This is a genomic window from Acetobacter pasteurianus, assembly GCF_009914215.2.
Classification (GTDB): domain Bacteria; phylum Pseudomonadota; class Alphaproteobacteria; order Acetobacterales; family Acetobacteraceae; genus Acetobacter; species Acetobacter pasteurianus.
Window position 1 is genome coordinate 235,366 of the sequence record NZ_CP039845.2, and the last position, 18,721, is coordinate 254,086.

The window sequence follows — 18,721 nt, forward strand, 5'->3', positions numbered from 1 at the left end:
GAAAAGGCTATTATGTCTTTAGAATTTAGAATGGCCTTAGGGCTTAAAATTAGCCTTGAAGAAAATCAATCAATGTTGGGAAGCATGACAAGTAGCCTTGACTTTTCAGATCTGCTCAAAGATTCAAAATCATTAAAGAAAGTCTCATTCGCTACTGATCTTGGCATTCTGTTTGCTGACGACTGTCTCAGCGCCATACCTTTAATTAAAGACAATACAATCGATACTGTGTTTGCGGATCCTCCGTTCAATTTAAATAAGGTCTATGGCAGCCGATCCAACGACAATCTTTCGGAAGAAGATTATCTTTTATGGTGCCAGAAATGGATTGACGAGTGCATTCGTGTTCTCAAACCAGGCGGATCTCTGTTCATCTATAATATTCCAAAATGGAATATTATGCTGGGGTCTTACCTGCACTCTCAAAACATGACGTTTCGGCATTGGATCGCTATTGGTATGGGCAATTCCCTACCCATAGTAGGCAAGCTTTATCCTGCTCACTATGGACTGCTTTACTACACGAAAGGAAAGCCTAAAACTTTCCGCAAAATACGCACGCCAATTGAGACCTGCCGGCACTGCCATGGTGAAATCAAAGACTATGGCGGGCATCGAAAGTCAATGAATCCCAATGGCGTAAGCCTTAAAGACATATGGATGGACATCAATCCTGTCAGGCATTGGAAATTCAAATCCAAGGAACGACGAGCGAACTCTCTCTCAACTAAAATCCTTGATCGTGTGATTGAGATGTCCACCGTCCCAGGTGATATTGTTCTAGATCCATTCGGAGGGTCTGGGACTACTTTTGCGGTATGTGAGAAAAAGGATAGGCGTTGGATTGGATGCGAGATCGATTTCGGTGATGTCATAGCTGAGCGATTAAGCAATCACTCAATCCAACATCATCATAATGATGACTTCGTTGAAGAAAAGGGGAAGTCCTGTTAAGACTTCCCCGCAAGTATCTGGTAATTAAAGTTTTTTCTAAGCTACTTCTTCAGCAGTAAGAGATTAGAATAATGGTACCGTGGCCACTGGGCTGAGCCCATATGAACCGAAATCACCATCAGCGTGCCTGTCCAGAGGCATTGTATGCTTTACAAAAACGCGAATAGATTTTTGACCTGTGCTTGCGCTGTCGATTAGGAAATATGGAAGGCGTAAAATCTGTTTCTTGCTGTCTGGATAGATTTTCAACGCCTCCTCCTCACTTACATTCAGGTTCCTCATAATCCGCCTACGAACACGTGCTGGATTACTCTTACTTTGAACTCGCCTTACGTTCTGGAAACGGTGTTCTGCAGGTGTTGGCTGAAATTCCGATATATCAAGATAATCATCTATATGAGACATCCCTTTGCACTTAGACAATCGTTCCAGATCAAAGGGCTTACCGTGGAGCCTAATGTGACCTCCGATGTCATTTTCAGTATGCAGAGGGAAACTCACACCGATACGCAATCCTGATATCGACACAAGAGCCTTGTGTAGGCCTTCCATAACTTTCCCGGTCAATAATGGGTTTCCCATCTCTGACTGGGCCTGCTCAAGAATGATGATATCCTGATATGCCTCCATCATCTTCATGCCCCCCGACTGAACACGCCACCTCGGATTAGAACCGCCATGACGAAATGCTGGTTGCCCTCGGTGGGGCGTTTCCCGTCTAATACCCATTCATCCAGCAGAGTGAAAAAATCCTCCTTACTGCTGAGATCTCTGTGAGCCAGGCCTTCTGACGTTACTGCCCCGAATGGGTCTGCAGGAATAGGATAGGCTTTAGTTGAACTGGGGTACCACGTATCCACAGTGCGAAGAGCATTTCCCACCTTCTGGGAATGAAAAGCGACCGTATTTATACCTTTAAAGTCGATGTTATAAAGCACCTTCCCTTTCCGAAACGTCTCTGACTGCTTCCGAAGAATGAGCTCCTGAGAAGGGAATACCTCCTGCCCGTCTCCGATCCGAACGAATGCGTTCACATCGATCACCACGCCAAATGGCGAAGTAAGCCCTTCAATAAATACCTCCGCCAGCGATCTAACTTTGTGACACTCATGATTGAAGAACTTCAACGAGTAATCCAAAGCGTTAAATCGCCACGTATCGGTCTTCCCGACTGCATTTGTCCTTCTCGTAACCACTACCTCGATATCAGACGCTCCTATGCGATTTCGCCAAAGAAAACGGCCGTTGGCGATATTCTCAGCATATCTGAGGGCAAGAACCGAAAGCGTGTGCTGGGCCTGATACTCTTCCACAATGCGTGATAACCCAGCTTTATAGATCCCGTCATTGCACGATGATGTCTGACCTAAGCCAGGAAGAATTCTGACGCTAAATGAGACGAGAAGCGTGTCCTTTCCACGTGGCAGACTGGCTGAATCAACCGTCTGAAGATTGGCGGCTTCCACATTTAACCGTGACCGGGCAGTTACTCTGTTGGATACAGTGCCTCTTACCGATTTCTCCACAACGGGAATAGGAGTGAAGCCGTCCGCAGACTGGCCTTCTTGCGAAATGGAAGATTTGAAATTCCATGTGCCGGCCTGAAAAACAGCATCTGAGACATTGATCTTTCTTTCGCAGGAAAGAAGCGATGGAGCCACCGCCTTATCCTTATTTGCTGCTTTAGCTACCATTAGCCTATCCCCCTAACCTTTCAGTCGTCTTCATGAATACGATTTGCCGAGTAACTGTTAAGACAGCGGTAAATCCCGCTTTGTCCTCGATCGGCATGCCAAATGAGATCTACTGGAGAAGAAATACGATGGGGTGAGACCCACTCTCCAACGGAATAGATGCTCTCAACAAAATGGTGCGGGACTGAATTATCCCGGCTTTCAGGAATATCGCCAGGCCCCGATAGATCACTGATTCCGACATATCCCACGGGCATTGGAACAAGCCATCCATCTGAAATTGGGCTTGTACGCTCCCATTCCCCTGCATGTTGATTGTATGACCACTCATGGCGGCAGAACGACACAAGGGCGTCCATCAGGTTGGCTTCAACCATTGAGGTGCTACGCAAATGCCTAAGACGCTCAATCAGCGCGTCATGTCTGCTGACCAGAGAAAAACCGGGCAGAAGAGAGAAACGTGTCTCCATAAACTCGGATTCAATGTTCGGTGTATTGCCTAGGTGTTTGGTCCCGGGGTTTGATGGGTTGGATTGATGATGAATCTTTCTGGCTCTGAAGTCCATATTTTGCAGACGTATTCGTAAGGCGTGAGGCCACTCAGCGTCTTGAGCCTTCGCCCGAAATTATAAGCTGCCATGAAGTCGTTGAGGTGTGTCCTCAACTGCTCATGACTGTCGTAATGGAAGCGTTTGACGGTTGCCTCTTTGATTGTCCGGTTCATCCGTTCAACCTGACCATTGGTCCAGGGATGATTGGGTTTCGTCAGACGATGTTCGATCCCGTGGGCTTCGCAGATCATGTCGAAGCGCATGGGACGCGACCAGGCCGTATTGCGATTACGGGGTTGGTCAGCGAACTGGATCCCATTGTCGGTCAGGATGGTGTGGATCCGGTAAGGGATGATGCTCAGGAGATGTTCGAGGAATTCCCAGGCCGTCTTCCGATCAGCTTTCTCGACCAGTTGTGTGACAGCGAATTTGCTTGTCCGGTCAATGGCAACGAAGAGGTACAGCTTGCCTTCAGCGGTCTGGACTTCCGCTATGTCGAGATGAAAGAACCCGATCGGGTAGCGTTTGAAGCGCTGGCGTTTGGCTTTGTCCCCCTCCATGTCCGGCAGTCGTGAAATCCCGTGACGCTGAAGGCAGCGATGCAGGGCCGAGCGTGTCAGATAGGGAATGCTGGCCTGCAGGGCATAAAGGCAGTCATCCAGCGGCAGCAACGTATGCCGGCGAAAGGCCACGATCATCGCTTCGTCCGTCTCGGACAGGACCGTTGAGCGCGGCTCTTTAGGACCTGTCTTCTGATCTTCGACACTCTGTCGCTTCCGCCATTTAGCCACTGTCTTCGGGTTGATCCCGAACTCCTCGCTCAGCGCCGCGAGCGAAGCCTGCGATCGCTGTATTGCTGCTCGCACGGCGTGCGTGGTCGTGGCGCTCCCATGACGTATCTGTCCCATAATGCTTCCTTCCACTCTCGTGAAAATATCACACCATCAAACCCCGGGACTAAACACCTAGGAGCCAGGGTTCTCTCTGAACTGGTGATATTGATGGATCCTGATCCAATGTCCCGCTGGCCGCGCGGAGGGTCATCAATGTGTGAAGGATTATAGAGAGGTCACTCTTCACAGTTGATGCTGGAGCAAGTGACCATCTGGGGCAATTAACAGAAAAAACAAAGCTGACATTGAGGTTAATGCGGCCTTCCTCAATGATGGGAGCCACTTGTCCTCTAGAATTCAGGGGATTACGGGTCTGAGAAAAGGTATTGACCATCCCAACACCGCTTCCGCCCCAAAACCTCGCCGCGTGCAATCTGGAGGCATGGCATACCACACCGACACCATGGAACGTGACATCAGACAGGCCGGCAGAAGAGACCTTGCGCTGAAGTGCCCACATCATACCAAGGAAATTGGTTATTGAAGGGAAGCCATAGGTAATGGGACTGGAAATGGCATTTGCGCCAGTGACAGTAACACGAGGGATGACCAAAAAGTGTGAAAATGAAACATTGCTTGGGCATGTCATAGCGCAGATACCCCTGTCGATGAGAGGAGGAGACAGCGCATGGCCAGCTTCTCAAAATGATCCTGATCAGACTTGCCTACGTTGCTTGCTCCATGGCCAACAACGTATTGAACGACGTGCTCTGACAGCCTCTTAGCTATAAATTCTACAACCTGTAGCCATTCTTTTGTGGATGATATTTTTGCATCTCTCGGAGGATCGAACCATAGCTTCTCACATTCATGCATTTGAATGGAGTGATCTTTTCTCTTGGTCCATCCTTCGGGATGGGTGGAACGGATTTCGGCTGAGAATTGAATAAAACCAGCTATCAAACTGTGTTCGATACGCTCTTTCCTGCGGCGATCAAACATGGTGAATGGAGGTGTTTTTTGTAGCAAGTCCGCCAATTTGCTGAGTTTGCGGTCATATCGTGAAATAAACGCGGTCACCCCGCTTTCGCTCTTCATCAGAGAGAAGGTCTTTTTTGTAGAAGACCATTTTGGCGGTAATGAAGGTAGAAGAAAATTCTCTCCGAAGCGCTTGGCATTCAGATAGGAAATGTTATGGGGCTTCGTGCCTCCAATCTGTCGGAGAGCCAGCCCAGGGAACATGATAAATGATGTGTCGCAAGGCTCTTTGTCCCGCCTCGCTGACCGAGCCTGACCGTTCTCTTTGCTGTTGGCATTTTTGATTTGGGTGTGGAGATAGTGCAGCAAAGTGGATGGGAAAACAGGCTGGAGGACAACATAGTCTTGATCTGAACAGGCATCATTACCGTTCATCCAAAATATCTGCTTATCGAAAGGTGACGGAGGTCGATCATCAATGGATGATAACCGGCCCATTACAAGGTCCACCTCTTGAGCATACAGACCCAGAACATAGTAAATATCCTCATCGCCTTCAGAAATAAGGTCGGCAAGGAGTTTCCCGTCAATTTCCAGGCTTAAGAACGCTGCAACATCCTGATTAACTGCCCCAGCGGCGACATCAATCGTGACATCTTTTGATTTTAATATTTCAGATGTCCCTACAAAACCATGATGTATGGCAGTTTTGCGATCTAGACGAATATTCCGCGACCTTGACGATGGGTGAATGCATTTAGAGATATGTGTGGCTGGGAAAACGTGTCTGGCGCGAAAAGAAAGGTCATAAATATACTCTGCTATCTGCTCATGTGACGGCAAATCAGATTCATTAATAACCTTCTTTTTCCTCAGCCTATAAGCCACAAAATCTTTCAATAAGCCATTAAAGGCTTCAATTTTGTCAGATGCAGTCATATACAATCAACCTGAGTTCCAATTGGTCTTGTTTATTTCACATACTTTATGTCTCAACAAGACCAATAAAGACTTATCAGGCTATATAAGCCTCAGGCAGGAACGAATAAGCCTTAGATAATAGAATATGCCATAACAAATTGGCTTATAATCCTCGGCCATCTAGGCGGGAAGAATGTCATTTTAAAATAGCTTTTGGGACATGAAGCCATGTCGCATTAGATTGAATTCTACCGCCAAATTAAAGCATCAATTTGAAGGCAGAAAGATTTCTTTGTAATCTCTGATGGAAAGTTCCACTGATTTGATCGAAAAACAATCAGTATCCCCACCACCAAAGTATCTCATAGTGCGGTTCTCAAAGCTTTTAACGAAAGCAGAAGGGAATCTTTCCTTAATCAGTCTAAGGAGAGCGGCCTTTGTCTGATCACAGTCTACAAGAACGAAATCGCCGCGCCCTTCTTCTTCCTCTAGTAGTACAAAGCCTTTATCTCGCAGCACGTCCTGTGCATCTTTTGCGTTCTTTTTGTCTGTTACTGGTGTTTCTGAATATCTTGAAGGTTCTCTTATGGCGCAGGAAAGCTGTACGGCGCATTCATAGGGCTTGAATGTTGTCGCTCGAACAAAGCTAAAGCCTGAATCGTGCCACCAGTCTGCGATGGTCTTCTCTCCAATTTTTAAGGCTGATTGAAGTGAGCCGGGCTGCACCCCTTTGCCAATAAGATCTTCTAGCTCTCGTATCCGCATATTGGCATTCCTAAGGCTCTCTGAACGCCTGTTTCGCTGAGATGCTGTTTCGGTTTCAATCCCGAGAATTTTGCCAATCCTATCAAAATGTGATGAAGCAACATTGTATGCGAGAGGCACCACCTCTTGTCTGACCTTGATATCAAATGATGATTGTTCCGAAAGCAGCCCAGATAAAGTTGATAGGGAACGACCTAATTCCTTTAATTCGCTTTGAAGGACAGCAATCTGATCTGGAGTAAAATGCTTATCGGCCGGGCAAGAAGTATTCTGGCTCATGTGGAACCTTCAGTCTAAACAGATGGATGCCACATTCCACTAATCCCATACCAGGCTATATACAAGACAAAAGAAGCCGACTATAACGAGATTGTTCTTGTTTTGTTTGTCCGGTGTTCATGATGACTTTAACAACCTGTAGCGCGATCACATTATGTGAGGATGAAATTGATCTTGTTAGCAAGAAGCTAGATCCATTGGCGCTTCCGTTGGATTTGTTGAAACCGGATGACAATTTTCCTTCATTTCACTGCGGTTTAAACGAAATTATTCCACGGAACGAAAGTAAGGGATCAGCTAATTATATTAGGAGTGTCTTGCGCTCTTTTGCGCATCACGCAGTTACAGGTGTTAGGCCTGTTGTTGTCGTTTGTTCATATCCTTTCTCGATATCTGAGCATCGTGACATTTTAATAGAAGCAAAATTCAATCCAGGAAGAATGATCATTGTCAGAGCAGAGAATGATCAGGCCGCAATCGACATCGCAAAAAAGATCACTTTGAACGAGAAAGTCACTTTCATTCTGTGTGCATTGAAAGACAAACCCAATGAAGGTGCGCTCAATGAATTGGCTAATTTGGCCTTAAAACAAGTGAAAAAGATATTTCTGGCACGTTAAGATCAAATCGCTTAAAAGCGTGTTGACAGATCCTTAAATCAAAGTGATAAATTTAGTCATAGCGCGGGCATAGCATAGTGGTAATGCAGTAGCCTTCCAAGCTACTGAGGAGGGTTCGATTCCCTCTGTCCGCTCCAAAATCTCAGAAAATGTATCATGAATACAAACGCTTCCAATTTCCCTGTGTGGACAGAAACTCAGGATCTTCTCCTATGGCGCCCGCGTGACGCGGCAGAGCGAGCGAATAAAATTTGTTCCCGCCTAGGAGAGCGAAACCATACAAAAGACCTAAGCGCGATTTTCCGTAGGGATTTCAATTTCAGACCTAATTATTCACTCGACAGACCTGATACGCTCATAGACTATTGCAACACCATTAAGGTAATCCCATTGCCGGGTGGCTCTCTAATATCATGCCTCTTATCTGACGCCCACACTGATACATCCGTATTCATTGAAGACTGGACTATCATTACCGTCCTCACTGCTGGAGGCCATGCTATCAAGTCTGATTTCCATAACGATAAGGCATCCCCTACTCTTTGGGGAAATCCCCAAACGTCCATCATTTTGGCTCCAGGCGACACATTGGCTCTTAATATTCGAAAGCCTCACGGTTTGTCTTGCGCGCGCCACGTCAGCCGTCCAGATCTTGTTCAACTCCAAGATCAGACTGTGCGAGACAACTTTCGGCGCAACCTTATGAAGCCTGATTCTCTCTTTATCGGTCTTCTGTCAGGTTACAGAACTCGACCGACCAGAGCCCAGTTGAGATCTCTAGTTAAAAAAAATATCGAAAGGACAAATTCCACAACAAGGCTTAATCTCACCAAATTGTCCAAGCCTTTCCCTATGTAACTGTTTTGTAGCCCTTTTTAGCCTTGCCAACTAAGGCCTTTTAGACCATAACGCCCGCCAACATCGAATTTGCCCCCACTGGATTATCTATGATGCGGGGTTTTCTTGGCATAATAGGCTTGTATGGACATGTTGGATATATCCTCCGAAGGAGTTGGTAACCAGTCAGGAAATGAAACTCCTGATAATGATATTCTGGCCCGGCTACGCCCTTCCGATGAAACTCCAGAGATGGTTCTCTGCAGGCGTGAGGTTATGCGCAGATTCAACCCATTGCTTTTCAAAGGCCCAGGCAAACAAAATCCAGAGGAGGAAGAGCACACTCTTGCTGAGCAGGATCACTCTGTCTGTACAGACAGCTCTACCCCACCATCAAGTGCCGACACTTAACCGCTAAAAAGAATTTTCCTTCCACGCAAAATAGATTGCTCCTTCTGTTTTGCAGCTTGCATCGTTCGCCTCTAGATTGTGCTGAGATAGTGGGAAATGCTACCCACTTTTAACTAAGCATCAGTTGTCAGGGGTTTAATATGGGCGATACAGTAAATTCTTTTTTGATGGGTCAGGCCGCAGCAGACCTGCTGAATTCCCTCAAAGCTAGATTTGATGACGCCCGAAATGATGCTGAGATACGCAGCCTCATGTACCAAATGCGTGATGCCTACGAACGGCAGGTAATCGCGCTTAAAAAAAATATTGATATCTTGAAAAGTGATTTAGCTGCAGAAATCGAAACCAGAAACTTAGCTTGCGATGGCGTTGAGAAACTGGGACGTCGTCGTGATGAATTGAAGAAGAAAAACTCTGACCTCGCAGCTCAGAATGCGGATCTTCAATCTCGAAATACTGTATTAGAAGAAGAAAATGAATCTCTAAAATTACAGTTGAAAAAATCACTTGCTGAAGCTGTGGTCTACAGTTCAGTCGCCTATGCTGCAAAAACAGTGCTTGAAGCATCTCCTGAACTTCGTGAGAGGACACGTCAGCAGTACACAAATCATATAACTGCCTGCATCAAAAAATCACTCGAAAGAATAAGAGAACAGAATGGAGATGAAATGTTTCAATTCGCAGCAGCTTATGTGAATTGGGCATCCACAAATTATTTAAAAGACGTCGGCCATGACGTGCAAAAATTAGTCTTCGATACCCTTAATCAAAATCGCAACCGCTCACTGAATCACACAGCGAAATAATCTACTGCAATGTAAGTGCAATTGAGTGGTGAAATAAATAAAACATCACCCACTCAATTGCACATTTTATATATTATTGATTTTTATTCTTCTGAATCATTAACGGTATTTATAACTGTATTACCCCTGCCCTCTCTATCTTCTTGCCTTGATGCGCTTTCTGCAGAATTCTCAATTGTGCTTTCTTCCGCGGCCATCGCATCTGCGGCAGTCGGAGATGTAATATTCGCTGCTTCCCTGGCCGTATCAGCTTTCTCTGAAGATCCTCGCGAGCCACCTCCGCCTTGGCGGGATGCCATGCCTGCAGCATTGGACACCCCACCTTGAACCTTCCCACGAATGGATCCAACATTGGCCATTGCCAATTGGGTTTCGTCACCAGACGCAGCAGACTCACCTGAGAACCATCTTGTAACCCTGTCAGGTACGGCCGTGATCATGGCAAAGGATCTGTTGGCAATAGTGTATGTCATGCCAGTTATGACTATCATGTAGACAACTGTCCCTACCAAGCCAAACGAAGCATCAGCCGTTGCACTCTCCATAGCAGGCCAAATCGTAAGATGTTGAAGCCAGATGCAGGCATCAAACACAAGCATTGAAAAAAAGAAACCAAACAGAGTAAGGGGTATTCTGAACAAAAGGTTGAATAGAATTCTATACCCCGGCGACTGCGAGCCGGTAAAAAGTTCATCGCCGTCCATTCTAATATGCATAAAAGCCCATATCGGCCCAGCGATAACCCCTTCTACAGCCAGAACCATTATCCCCACTGTAGCGAAGAAAAAATGAAGATAAGGCAGCATCGGAAGAATAAAGGCATCATATATGCCTGCGAGCATCAATGATAAAAATAGCAGGAACAAGGCCTGTCCAGCATAGCCTGTAGCTTTGGACAGCATCCCCAATTTTTTCTGTATGCCTGAGAACTTATCGGCCACAGTTGTAGCCACTTTTGCTATTTTTCCCTCAGGAGTGGCCTGTGCTGCAGACTGGATTGCATCCATACCCAATACGCTACCTAAAAGGGCTCCTTCCCCTAAATCAACGAGGTAATTCCCCATTATGACGGTGTCTTGCATGGTATCATAAGTGTCAGCATTACCAGCCAGACTAAGACCAAGCAGAGCAGATTGACCGTATGAATCAGGAGAGCCAATTTGCTTCAAATAATACATGGCTCCTCCATGCATTGCATTCATAGCGTCAGCCCCCTTATCGAGACTACTAACCTGCTGTGCGCTCGAATAGGCAATGGAGTTCCACATATCATCAGCAATGATGAACGGACCATTTGGCTTGGCGTTTAATTTTTCATACAATTTATCACTATCAATACTGTTTTCCATATCGACAGAAACTGTTGGGATGTTCTTTGTTATATCAAGGATCATTGTATTGATCCTCGCGATGGTCATGTAATAACTGCCTGCCGATATCCAACCAGCCTGTTCGACAGCATTTTTAAAATCAGAAAGGTCTTCACCTCTTACTGATTGGACAAACTGGGTTGCTGCGGTTCCAAGAGCACTGTCATAGGTTTTCTTGGCCTGAATCACACTTGATATATGGTTTTTTGCTTCATCCAGCCCTACCCCATCAGAGCCCGATACTGTAGCGAGATAAGCATATCTTGCAGGGTCCTCAAGCGACTTCAGGAATGTATCAAAAGCGTTAATTTGGGCTTTAGCCAGTGTACCAGCGGCATCGGATGCATTGGCCGGCGAGGTGATTGAGATAGTGCCGCAAGGGGCGAATTTCCAACTCGTAACGACCTGACTATCAGTTGCCCCACCAGATGTGCTTGTATCATTCCCGCTCCATAGGGATGATAGTCCTGAAATGATGGTATGGAACGCTTGATAGGCGATATTGCTTTCAGTCTGGACTTTTGTAGGAAAGTCTGGCTCACCGACACCATTGTTTTTCTGCATTTCACGATATGTCGCGAAGCAAGTCTCAACCTTAAAAGCGTTAAGTGCGAGTTCATCTGTATTTGCGCTGACCGGGGTTATCGCTTCAGGCTGAATAAGGCCATCAACGAATGATGACCAAATGGTATTCCCCATATTTCCTGACACGACAATGACGTAAACGATGAGCACCTGAAGAAGGCAAAACCCTTTCACAACAGGGGCCAGGGCAGCGTAACCATAGCAAACACGTGGCAATGACCACATCGTATGCCATTTGCGGCCAAGTAGTTCCCCCTGATGTGCCGTCTCTGCCGCGCCCACGACCATTTGGTATGAAATAACCAAAAGAGAAATCGCACAGAGGTCAGAGATCATGGCCCCCATACCATCCTGGATGCCATTAGATATTGCCGTATGCCTGGCGCCGGATAAATCTGATATTGGCGGGATATCTGGGAACAGGAACCCCAAAACTCTCCCCCAAATGTCTGTGTTTGGAAGCGGGTTCAGCAATGTGCCGGCCACGCCAGTATCTGCGGCCATCGCCATGATGGGATGCAGCGCTGCCCACCCGGCTATTATGAAAGGTAGCCAGTTTCGCACTTTTCTCAGGATAAATTTAAGTACACCAATGATATTGGCAATAAACTTGGGCAAAAATCCTTCCATTTCCGCCTTTGGAGCTCCCTTGGGAATGGCCACTGGAAGCCACTCATTGGGGAGAGACGCAAATTCAGACAAGGACCCCAAGCGCCGAGAACGAATTTGCCAATTGTAAAATGACGCAATGAACATCTGTGACAAAATGCAGCAAGAAACCGCCACACACATAAAGGTCATGTGGATACTCAAGCGGTGCTGGATATAGGCTGACGCAAAGAGTGACAGCATGCAGATAAGAATACACCACAAAGTCCAAAAATTCTTATATTTGGCATCCTGTATCCGGCAGGCCTTCTGCTTTGTCAGTTCATAATGTTTGGCGGCCATATCAAAGCGCACCACAGGATCGGTCTCTTCATCTGGAAGTGTGTAATCAATCGTAGGCCTGTAATTGAAAGCCTTCCCGATCATCTGGGCCGCTGTCGAGGCGACATTCCCAGCAGAAATAATATCTTTCGTTACCCCAGGACCGAGACCAAACTTGCCGAGGCCTTTTCCTTTAACGAGGTCATCCACAATCAAACCCTTCAGTATCTCGGTTTTACCGCGTTCAGCGAAATCCTTGACGCGGGAATGATTTTGAGAAGAACCCATGGAATTGACCCTTGCGGCACTTAATTATAAGAATTTACTTGTCAAAAAGGTGATGGATAGACTTGCAAGAGGCAAGGAATAAATAAATACTACTTAAAGGTTAACGAAAAATATGAACTGAATATTAAGGGAAACGGAAGATTGGCCAAAATAATTCAGAAGGTATTAAAAGACGATGTAGTCGGGTTCAGGTGTGATGTCTGTAACAAGGAGTACGCTGCCTCCGACGATGCTGTGTTCTCCTTAACCCATACCTGTGGATTTGCTTCCGATTATGACACGAAGACCATTAGGGCAGATATTTGCGACAACTGCCTGATGAAAATTGTGAGACAGTGTGTGCCAGGCGCCAAAATCACCGATTAATTCCTGATATTAGCCAAAACTAAACCGAACGCACATTCCCTTCTGAAAGGCCCTTATCAAATGAGTGTCCGTATATAGATATTTATAGAGCATAATATATCATATATTGACTGTTATAAGATTATTGCGGGTTGTTATTGAGCGTGATATTGCCCTCATTATAAGCGATAAAACACCATATATAATCCCTTATCAGGCATCGAACTTCATGAAAGTACTCCCGCCAAAATCACAGAGGTCTTTAGTTAAACTGGGTTCCGACATTTCTGTAGCCAGAAGAAAGAGAGGCTTCAGATTACAGGATATGTCCGATGCAACTGGATTTTCGATTGGAGCTCTCAGGAGGCTAGAAGCAGGTCACCCGGGATCTTCAATCGGAATGCTTTGCGAGGTCATGCGCACGCTCGGTGAGGACAATAGATTATACAATCTGATCGACATCTCAGATGATGCTACGGGCTTGGCTCTGGACGTCCGAAAACTCCCAAAACGAGTAAGACCCTGCAAAGGAAAATTTAAGGATGGGTTCTGATGATCAACTCCCCATCCCGACTGAGGGTTTTTCTAGGAAGCACTGGAAAACAGATCGGAACACTCAATTTCACAGATTTGAATGGGCGCCAGAATTCTGTTTTTGATTACACACAAAGCTGGAGGGAAGACCAAGACAGCTTTAGCATCTCCCCTTCCATGCCCCTCAAAACAGGACGTTTCTTTGCTAACGCCCTAAACCAATCTCTGGCACTCCCCCTCTCAATCTGCGACTCATGCCCAGATTCCTGGGGATCGAAAATTATTCGGAATGCCCTGAGATGCGGCACGGTTAAAAGAAAAATTAACGACTTTGATATTTTGGCGGCTATCGATGACTTCACAAGGGTCGGTGCACTTCGATACATGGACGACCAAGGCGAATTTGTGAGCAGATCACTGTTTAAAAGCTTTCAGGCACCACCTCCGAAGCTATGGTTAAATCGCCTTGCCGAGGCTGCAAAGGCTCTAGAACGATCAGAGGAAAACAAAGGCGACCTTGATATTCTTCTAAGACATGGAGCATCTCTTGGCGGAGCAAGACCTAAAGCATCTGTCTATGACACGGCCAAAGGGCAACTTCTCATAGCGAAATTCACTGGAGCGGGCGAAACAAAACCGACTGAAAGAGTTGAGGTCTTAACGCTTAATTTAGCCTCAAGAGTTAAGCTAAATGCTTCAAAAGCCAGTTTGTATTGCTTATCTGACAAAGAGCCAATCGCACTCATTGAGCGTTTTGACAGAACAGCGAAGGGTAATCGCCGCCTTTATATCTCGGCGCAGACATTTATGGATGCACCCCAAGCAGCGGACAATTGCACATATACGGAAATCGCGGATCAACTCCGTCACAACGCCTCCGAACCTGAACAACAATTGCATGAACTTTTTGGCCGCGTAGCTTTCACAATACTTGTCTCAAATTCAGATGATCATCTGAAGAACATGGGCTTCCTGCTAACATCCCCCAACAAATGGGAACTTTCCCCAATGTTCGATGTTAACCCTGACCCAGACAGAGCCGAGGATCAGATAAACCTTAAAACATGGATATCAGAGGAAAGTGGGCCTTCTGCCTCCATCGAGGCTCTGATAGACGCAGCCGAATGGTTTGGGCTTACACGGGAATATGCCGCGGAAAAGGTCTGCGCCATGGCAGAGGTAATTTCCTCGACTTGGAAATTAGAAGCCAAGGCCGTAGGGCTTAACCCCAGTCAGATCAGGGATTATCATTTGGCATTCGAAAACAGTGAGACAAGTTATGCGCTGAAACTTGGCCGGCCGAAGGTTCCGGGGATCGATTTCAACGAAGAACCCAAGGCTCATGACAAACAGGAGCCAGATGTTCCACAGCCATCTTTTTAGGTTGAAAGATCTATACACACTCACCCTTATCGCTATGTGGCGGCCTAGGACGAAGAAACCTTCGGGCCATATTTTCTAATTAAAGATGGAATTCTCTCGATAGGAATTGGAGCAAAATTCGCCCACGGTGTATCTACGCCCACATCGATGGATTGCTCTGTCGGAGGGTATTTATTGTGCATGTGACCATGAACAAGAATTGCCCCCTTATCCTTTCCTGGCCAATCCAATGCCGGGAAATGCTGGAAATGATAGTTTTGGCCGGCTAGGTAAAGCCCTGTGTAACTCTGAACGGATTGAACATATCCCTGCCTTAAAGCCTTGTTCATGGCAGAATGTTTGTCATGATTTCCAGTATTGACAATGATGTGCCCACGCAATTCCTTTAGAATTGAAATGTCATTGCCAAAAATCAAATCGCCAACATAAATGACACGATCATCATCTTCGACTGTGCTATTCCAGCGCCTGATGAATACTTCATGCATATGATCTAAAGACGAAAATGGTCGCTTTGAATACGTGATAACGGCTTGATGATAATAATGATGATCTGCGCTCGTCAGCCAACGCATTTAATTATCTCCTTAGTAGACAAGGACAAAAAGATTGAAGTTTGGTAAATTAAGTGTGAATGATATACAAAATACACTTTGTCCTTAAAAAGGAATGCAGGGTCATATGCATTTGCCAGAAATTTCGTCTCTCATCCCATCGGGAACTACATTTCTTGGGCACTACGCAATGGCCCATATACCTCTTCCTATATTGGTAATCTACGCCCTTTCTCTTTCCCTATCTTCCATAATTCCTCCTGTCGCAGGCTTCGCAGCAACACTGTGGATAATTGCGTATCAGATCGGTTCCTCGCTCAAAAAAACAAAGCATCCTCCTCTACCTCCTATCGACTTTATCCGGGAGTGCATTTCATGTTTCGCAGGGGTTTATTTGATTGCCATTCTCTGCCTGATGCCTACGTGCCTGATGCCTGGTCGTCTAATTAACCTAATAAAATACCAATCATCTTTATCTCAATCTTTTTCTCAGACGGCAAATTCCTCTACTACTGCAATCAACCCTGCAGAAAACCTATCATCACAACCAGAGGCAAAGGCAAAGGCCAATTCAGGGGGATTCACAAGGAACTCTTTCGCGTTTAAAATCTAAGCTCCTTAACAATGGTCCAACATCTGAGAGTGGCAATTCCGCTCCTTGCGCATCACTACAAGTGTTTGAAAAAACAATTCTATCTAACTGATATTGAAAGTTATTCCTCGATGTCGAAAACCATTATCAAAACCAGAAAGGCTGACGAAAACCATCAGGTGGTGACGTTCACCCTCCAAGATGATAACCGCAATAGGCAAAAGAGGCCGTGCAAAACCTGCCCCTGGCGGAAAGATAAAGTTGGAATTTTCCCTGCTGAAGCTTTCAGACATTCTGCACCAACAGGATATGATATTCCTGAGCTGATCGCTTCAGGGGAAATGCCCTCGACCTTTGCATGCCACAAGACAGGTCTTAAGGCCCCCTCAACCTGTGCAGGCTTCCTGCTTGCGGAATCCTCAAACCATAATCTGTCGCTGAGAATGGCCCAGATGAGAGGTGAAGACGTTTTGTCTGGAGTACAAAAAGGGGAAGCTCCCCTTTTCGACAATTATTATGACATGGCAGTCGCAAACGGCGTGCCGCCTGATGATCCGCGCATCACACCGTGCTGGCGCCCAAAAAAGAACAACCCGGATCGTTGAGTGAATCGTGCTAAGCTAAGGCTGGAGTTGCTGTCCAGGCTCTGATGAAATCAGATCTCGTATCGCTTTTTCAGCCGCGCCATCATCCATTTCGATGTAATAAAAATCATCTATAAGCGCGCCTATTTGCTCAGCAGTGTAACCATTAGAAATGGCGTCCGACATAAGTTCTGGGTCTAGTCTGTCATATTTCATTCTGGCTTCTAATGACGGATGATCAACGGCATTGTTGGCCATAAAGAACCCATAACTAAACCCTTCCGGCGTAACGCTTCTCGCATTTTTGGTGGCCTGGCTCTTCCCTCCGTATTTTTTCCACATCTTACTCCCCTCAGTGGGTTCAACGGGAGCTATTGGAAGATCTCCATTGAATCGTCCCCACAGTATGGTCTTTTTCGTATAAGGGTCTCCAAGATCATTAGGGTCGAATGATGTCCGCCAAGGTGGCAGGCCGGTTAAGCTCGCGATGCGACCAACTGGGTTTTCAATCGCCCACATTGCTGGCCGGAAATACTCAATCGTAGCCAAAGTCTGATGAACAAGATCAATGCTGACTTGGGTTGTGCCATTAAGATCCTTGGCTGCAAAATGTCTGGAACCAGAAGATGCAAAATCTGTACACGGGCAGGCTGCCAATATCGCGTAAATATCCAATCCGTCGAAGTCGCCAAAATAATCAGCAAAAAACTGAGGGGAGAAATTAAAAACATTGCCCACTTCAGGATCCGACTGGATATCAAACTGAAAAACGTTATATCCCGCTTCTCTCCACGGCTTTGACCAGTTACCTGTGTAATCAAATAGAGAAAGTACGACCTTCTTGGCGTTTTCGGATCTATTCTCGCGTAACTGGCGTTGCGCATGTTCTTTCCAGCGCTCAATTTCCAGCCTGGCTGTTTTCACGTCCAGTAACCCGCCCTCCTTCTTACGATATTGGGCGGTTTTTTGGTTAAGGCGATGAATATCGGACTTTGATGGTGGATCAAAAAGATGGTGAACAGGATAATCGGAATAGAGATTAGCCTGTTCATCTCTCTCGCATAATGAAGACCTAAGGCCCCTCAAGGCCTTTGTACTATCAACACTATCGAAAACGGCGTTATCAAATTGGTCTAATAATGAAGACCTAAGGTCTCTCAAGGCCTCTGTACTATCAACACTATCGAAAACGGCGATATCAAAGAGGTCTAATTGACCATCATTATGTTGCAAGACCATGTTAGCCCTCTTGCAGCAAAACGCTGCGATATCGGATTGATAGAGAGATTATTTTCCTGAAGAAGGAGATGTAGGAGTGGTATCCCAACCTCGATCATATTCAGGCTCTATCACGGGTTCCCCCCGCAAATAGTGGTCAAAATATTTTTCGGCTGCAGCCAGATACTGTGGATCAGTGGGCTTATCCAGAATTACACGACCATCTACAATTTGGCCTTGCCAGTCCCCATAGGTCATATCCGCGTAAGGGTTATTCACAGCCACATCATCACCATTGACATAGAGAACTGTAAATTCTCCATCCATCGCACAAACATTTGCACAGGCCACGGTAAAGAGAGGAATATCCTTCACCCCCACCCCCATTAGACAAACGTCTGAAGAAGTAGGATCAAGGCTCTTCAAAACTGCATTGTAATTCCCATCTGGCAATGGCGTTAATTCAATCCGCTCTTCGCAAATGGAATTATATGCCGGACCAGGAGGACAAACATGAGGCGGCGTATCTTTTAAATGAAGGCACAAAAGTCCTTCTTCCATTTTATACCCGCAGTACTTTAAGACCTTAAGGTCATCTTGATCCAGTTTGTCTGCCATTTTGGCTCCAGGGTCCTAGGAAAGCTATTTTCGTATTGAAATTAAATCACCAGGCCATGCATGGCACAACT

General features: G+C 46.0%; 18 protein-coding genes and 1 tRNA gene. 8 read left to right on the forward strand and 11 right to left on the reverse strand.

What is annotated here, in order from left to right:
- The first annotated feature begins 12 nt into the window (after nt 1-12).
- Nucleotides 13-954 carry a DNA-methyltransferase gene (locus FCN51_RS01040; protein WP_236661119.1) on the forward strand — a complete coding sequence of 314 codons (942 nt, stop codon included), beginning with the start codon at nt 13-15 and terminating at the stop codon, nt 952-954.
- Nucleotides 955-1,017: 63 nt separating this feature from the next.
- Here FCN51_RS01040 and cas6f read toward each other — a convergent pair whose 3' ends face one another.
- The 7 genes from cas6f to FCN51_RS01070 form a co-directional block, all read right to left on the reverse strand.
- Nucleotides 1,018-1,587: a type I-F CRISPR-associated endoribonuclease Cas6/Csy4 gene (gene cas6f, locus FCN51_RS01045; protein WP_236661121.1), complete on the reverse strand. Its 570-nt coding sequence runs from the start codon at nt 1,585-1,587 to the stop codon at nt 1,018-1,020.
- Between the two features lie 2 nt (nt 1,588-1,589).
- Nucleotides 1,590-2,648, reverse strand: coding sequence for a type I-F CRISPR-associated protein Csy3 (gene csy3 / locus FCN51_RS01050; protein ID WP_160256082.1), 1,059 nt, complete (start codon nt 2,646-2,648; stop codon nt 1,590-1,592).
- 20 nt (nt 2,649-2,668) lie between these two features.
- On the reverse strand, nt 2,669-3,214 hold the full coding sequence (locus FCN51_RS01055; RefSeq protein WP_268919994.1) for a type I-F CRISPR-associated protein Csy2: 546 nt from the start codon (nt 3,212-3,214) through the stop codon (nt 2,669-2,671).
- Nucleotides 3,148-4,107 (reverse strand): IS481 family transposase, encoded by a 960-nt coding sequence (locus FCN51_RS01060; protein WP_035350857.1) that lies wholly within the window; start codon nt 4,105-4,107, stop codon nt 3,148-3,150. The genes FCN51_RS01055 and FCN51_RS01060 overlap by 67 nt, the downstream gene beginning before the upstream one ends.
- Nucleotides 4,108-4,156: 49 nt before the next feature.
- Nucleotides 4,157-4,681, reverse strand: coding sequence for a type I-F CRISPR-associated protein Csy2 (locus FCN51_RS27120; RefSeq protein ID WP_160256084.1), 525 nt, complete (start codon nt 4,679-4,681; stop codon nt 4,157-4,159).
- A complete protein-coding gene (gene csy1, locus FCN51_RS01065; protein ID WP_309402328.1) occupies nt 4,678-5,949 on the reverse strand; it encodes a type I-F CRISPR-associated protein Csy1 in 1,272 nt (423 codons plus the stop codon). The genes FCN51_RS27120 and csy1 overlap by 4 nt, the downstream gene beginning before the upstream one ends.
- 249 nt (nt 5,950-6,198) lie before the next feature.
- Complete coding sequence (locus tag FCN51_RS01070) at nt 6,199-6,975, reverse strand: hypothetical protein (RefSeq protein WP_160256087.1); 777 nt, start codon at nt 6,973-6,975, stop codon at nt 6,199-6,201.
- 119 nt (nt 6,976-7,094) lie between these two features.
- Here FCN51_RS01070 and FCN51_RS01075 point away from each other — a divergent pair, with 119 nt between their 5' ends.
- The 4 genes from FCN51_RS01075 to FCN51_RS01090 all read left to right on the forward strand — a co-directional run bounded on the left by FCN51_RS01075 (nt 7,095) and on the right by FCN51_RS01090 (nt 9,649).
- The gene (locus tag FCN51_RS01075; RefSeq protein ID WP_124296401.1) at nt 7,095-7,595 is read left to right on the forward strand and encodes a hypothetical protein; all 501 of its coding nucleotides are present in this window, start codon (nt 7,095-7,097) and stop codon (nt 7,593-7,595) included.
- A 63-nt stretch (nt 7,596-7,658) separates the two neighbouring features.
- Nucleotides 7,659-7,732, forward strand: a tRNA-Gly gene (locus FCN51_RS01080).
- Between the two features lie 850 nt (nt 7,733-8,582).
- Complete coding sequence (locus FCN51_RS01085; RefSeq protein WP_160256088.1) at nt 8,583-8,843, forward strand: hypothetical protein; 261 nt, start codon at nt 8,583-8,585, stop codon at nt 8,841-8,843.
- Between the two features lie 140 nt (nt 8,844-8,983).
- Nucleotides 8,984-9,649, forward strand: coding sequence for a hypothetical protein (locus FCN51_RS01090; RefSeq protein ID WP_160256089.1), 666 nt, complete (start codon nt 8,984-8,986; stop codon nt 9,647-9,649).
- A gap of 83 nt (nt 9,650-9,732) precedes the next feature.
- On the opposite strand, the gene FCN51_RS01095 is transcribed toward FCN51_RS01090, so the two are convergent.
- A complete protein-coding gene (locus FCN51_RS01095; protein WP_160256090.1) occupies nt 9,733-12,822 on the reverse strand; it encodes a DotA/TraY family protein in 3,090 nt (1,029 codons plus the stop codon).
- A 574-nt stretch (nt 12,823-13,396) separates the two neighbouring features.
- Here FCN51_RS01095 and FCN51_RS01100 point away from each other — a divergent pair.
- Both FCN51_RS01100 and FCN51_RS01105 read left to right on the forward strand, forming a co-directional pair.
- Entirely contained in the window at nt 13,397-13,720 is a 324-nt protein-coding gene (locus FCN51_RS01100; protein ID WP_160256091.1) for a helix-turn-helix domain-containing protein, read from the forward strand.
- Nucleotides 13,720-15,084: a type II toxin-antitoxin system HipA family toxin gene (locus FCN51_RS01105; protein ID WP_160256092.1), complete on the forward strand. Its 1,365-nt coding sequence runs from the start codon at nt 13,720-13,722 to the stop codon at nt 15,082-15,084. The genes FCN51_RS01100 and FCN51_RS01105 overlap by 1 nt, the downstream gene beginning before the upstream one ends.
- Nucleotides 15,085-15,128: 44 nt before the next feature.
- Here FCN51_RS01105 and FCN51_RS01110 read toward each other — a convergent pair whose 3' ends face one another.
- On the reverse strand, nt 15,129-15,659 hold the full coding sequence (locus tag FCN51_RS01110) for a hypothetical protein (protein WP_160256093.1): 531 nt from the start codon (nt 15,657-15,659) through the stop codon (nt 15,129-15,131).
- A 621-nt stretch (nt 15,660-16,280) separates the two neighbouring features.
- Between FCN51_RS01110 and FCN51_RS01115 the strand changes: the two genes are divergently transcribed.
- A complete protein-coding gene (locus FCN51_RS01115) occupies nt 16,281-16,835 on the forward strand; it encodes a DUF6283 family protein (protein WP_199798624.1) in 555 nt (184 codons plus the stop codon).
- Between the two features lie 15 nt (nt 16,836-16,850).
- Here FCN51_RS01115 and FCN51_RS01120 read toward each other — a convergent pair whose 3' ends face one another.
- Both FCN51_RS01120 and FCN51_RS01125 read right to left on the reverse strand, forming a co-directional pair.
- Nucleotides 16,851-18,053, reverse strand: a complete 1,203-nt coding sequence (locus tag FCN51_RS01120) for a DNA cytosine methyltransferase (RefSeq protein ID WP_160256094.1) — start codon at nt 18,051-18,053, stop codon at nt 16,851-16,853.
- A 48-nt stretch (nt 18,054-18,101) separates the two neighbouring features.
- Nucleotides 18,102-18,650 (reverse strand): hypothetical protein, encoded by a 549-nt coding sequence (locus FCN51_RS01125; protein WP_124297917.1) that lies wholly within the window; start codon nt 18,648-18,650, stop codon nt 18,102-18,104.
- Nucleotides 18,651-18,721: the final 71 nt, after the last annotated feature.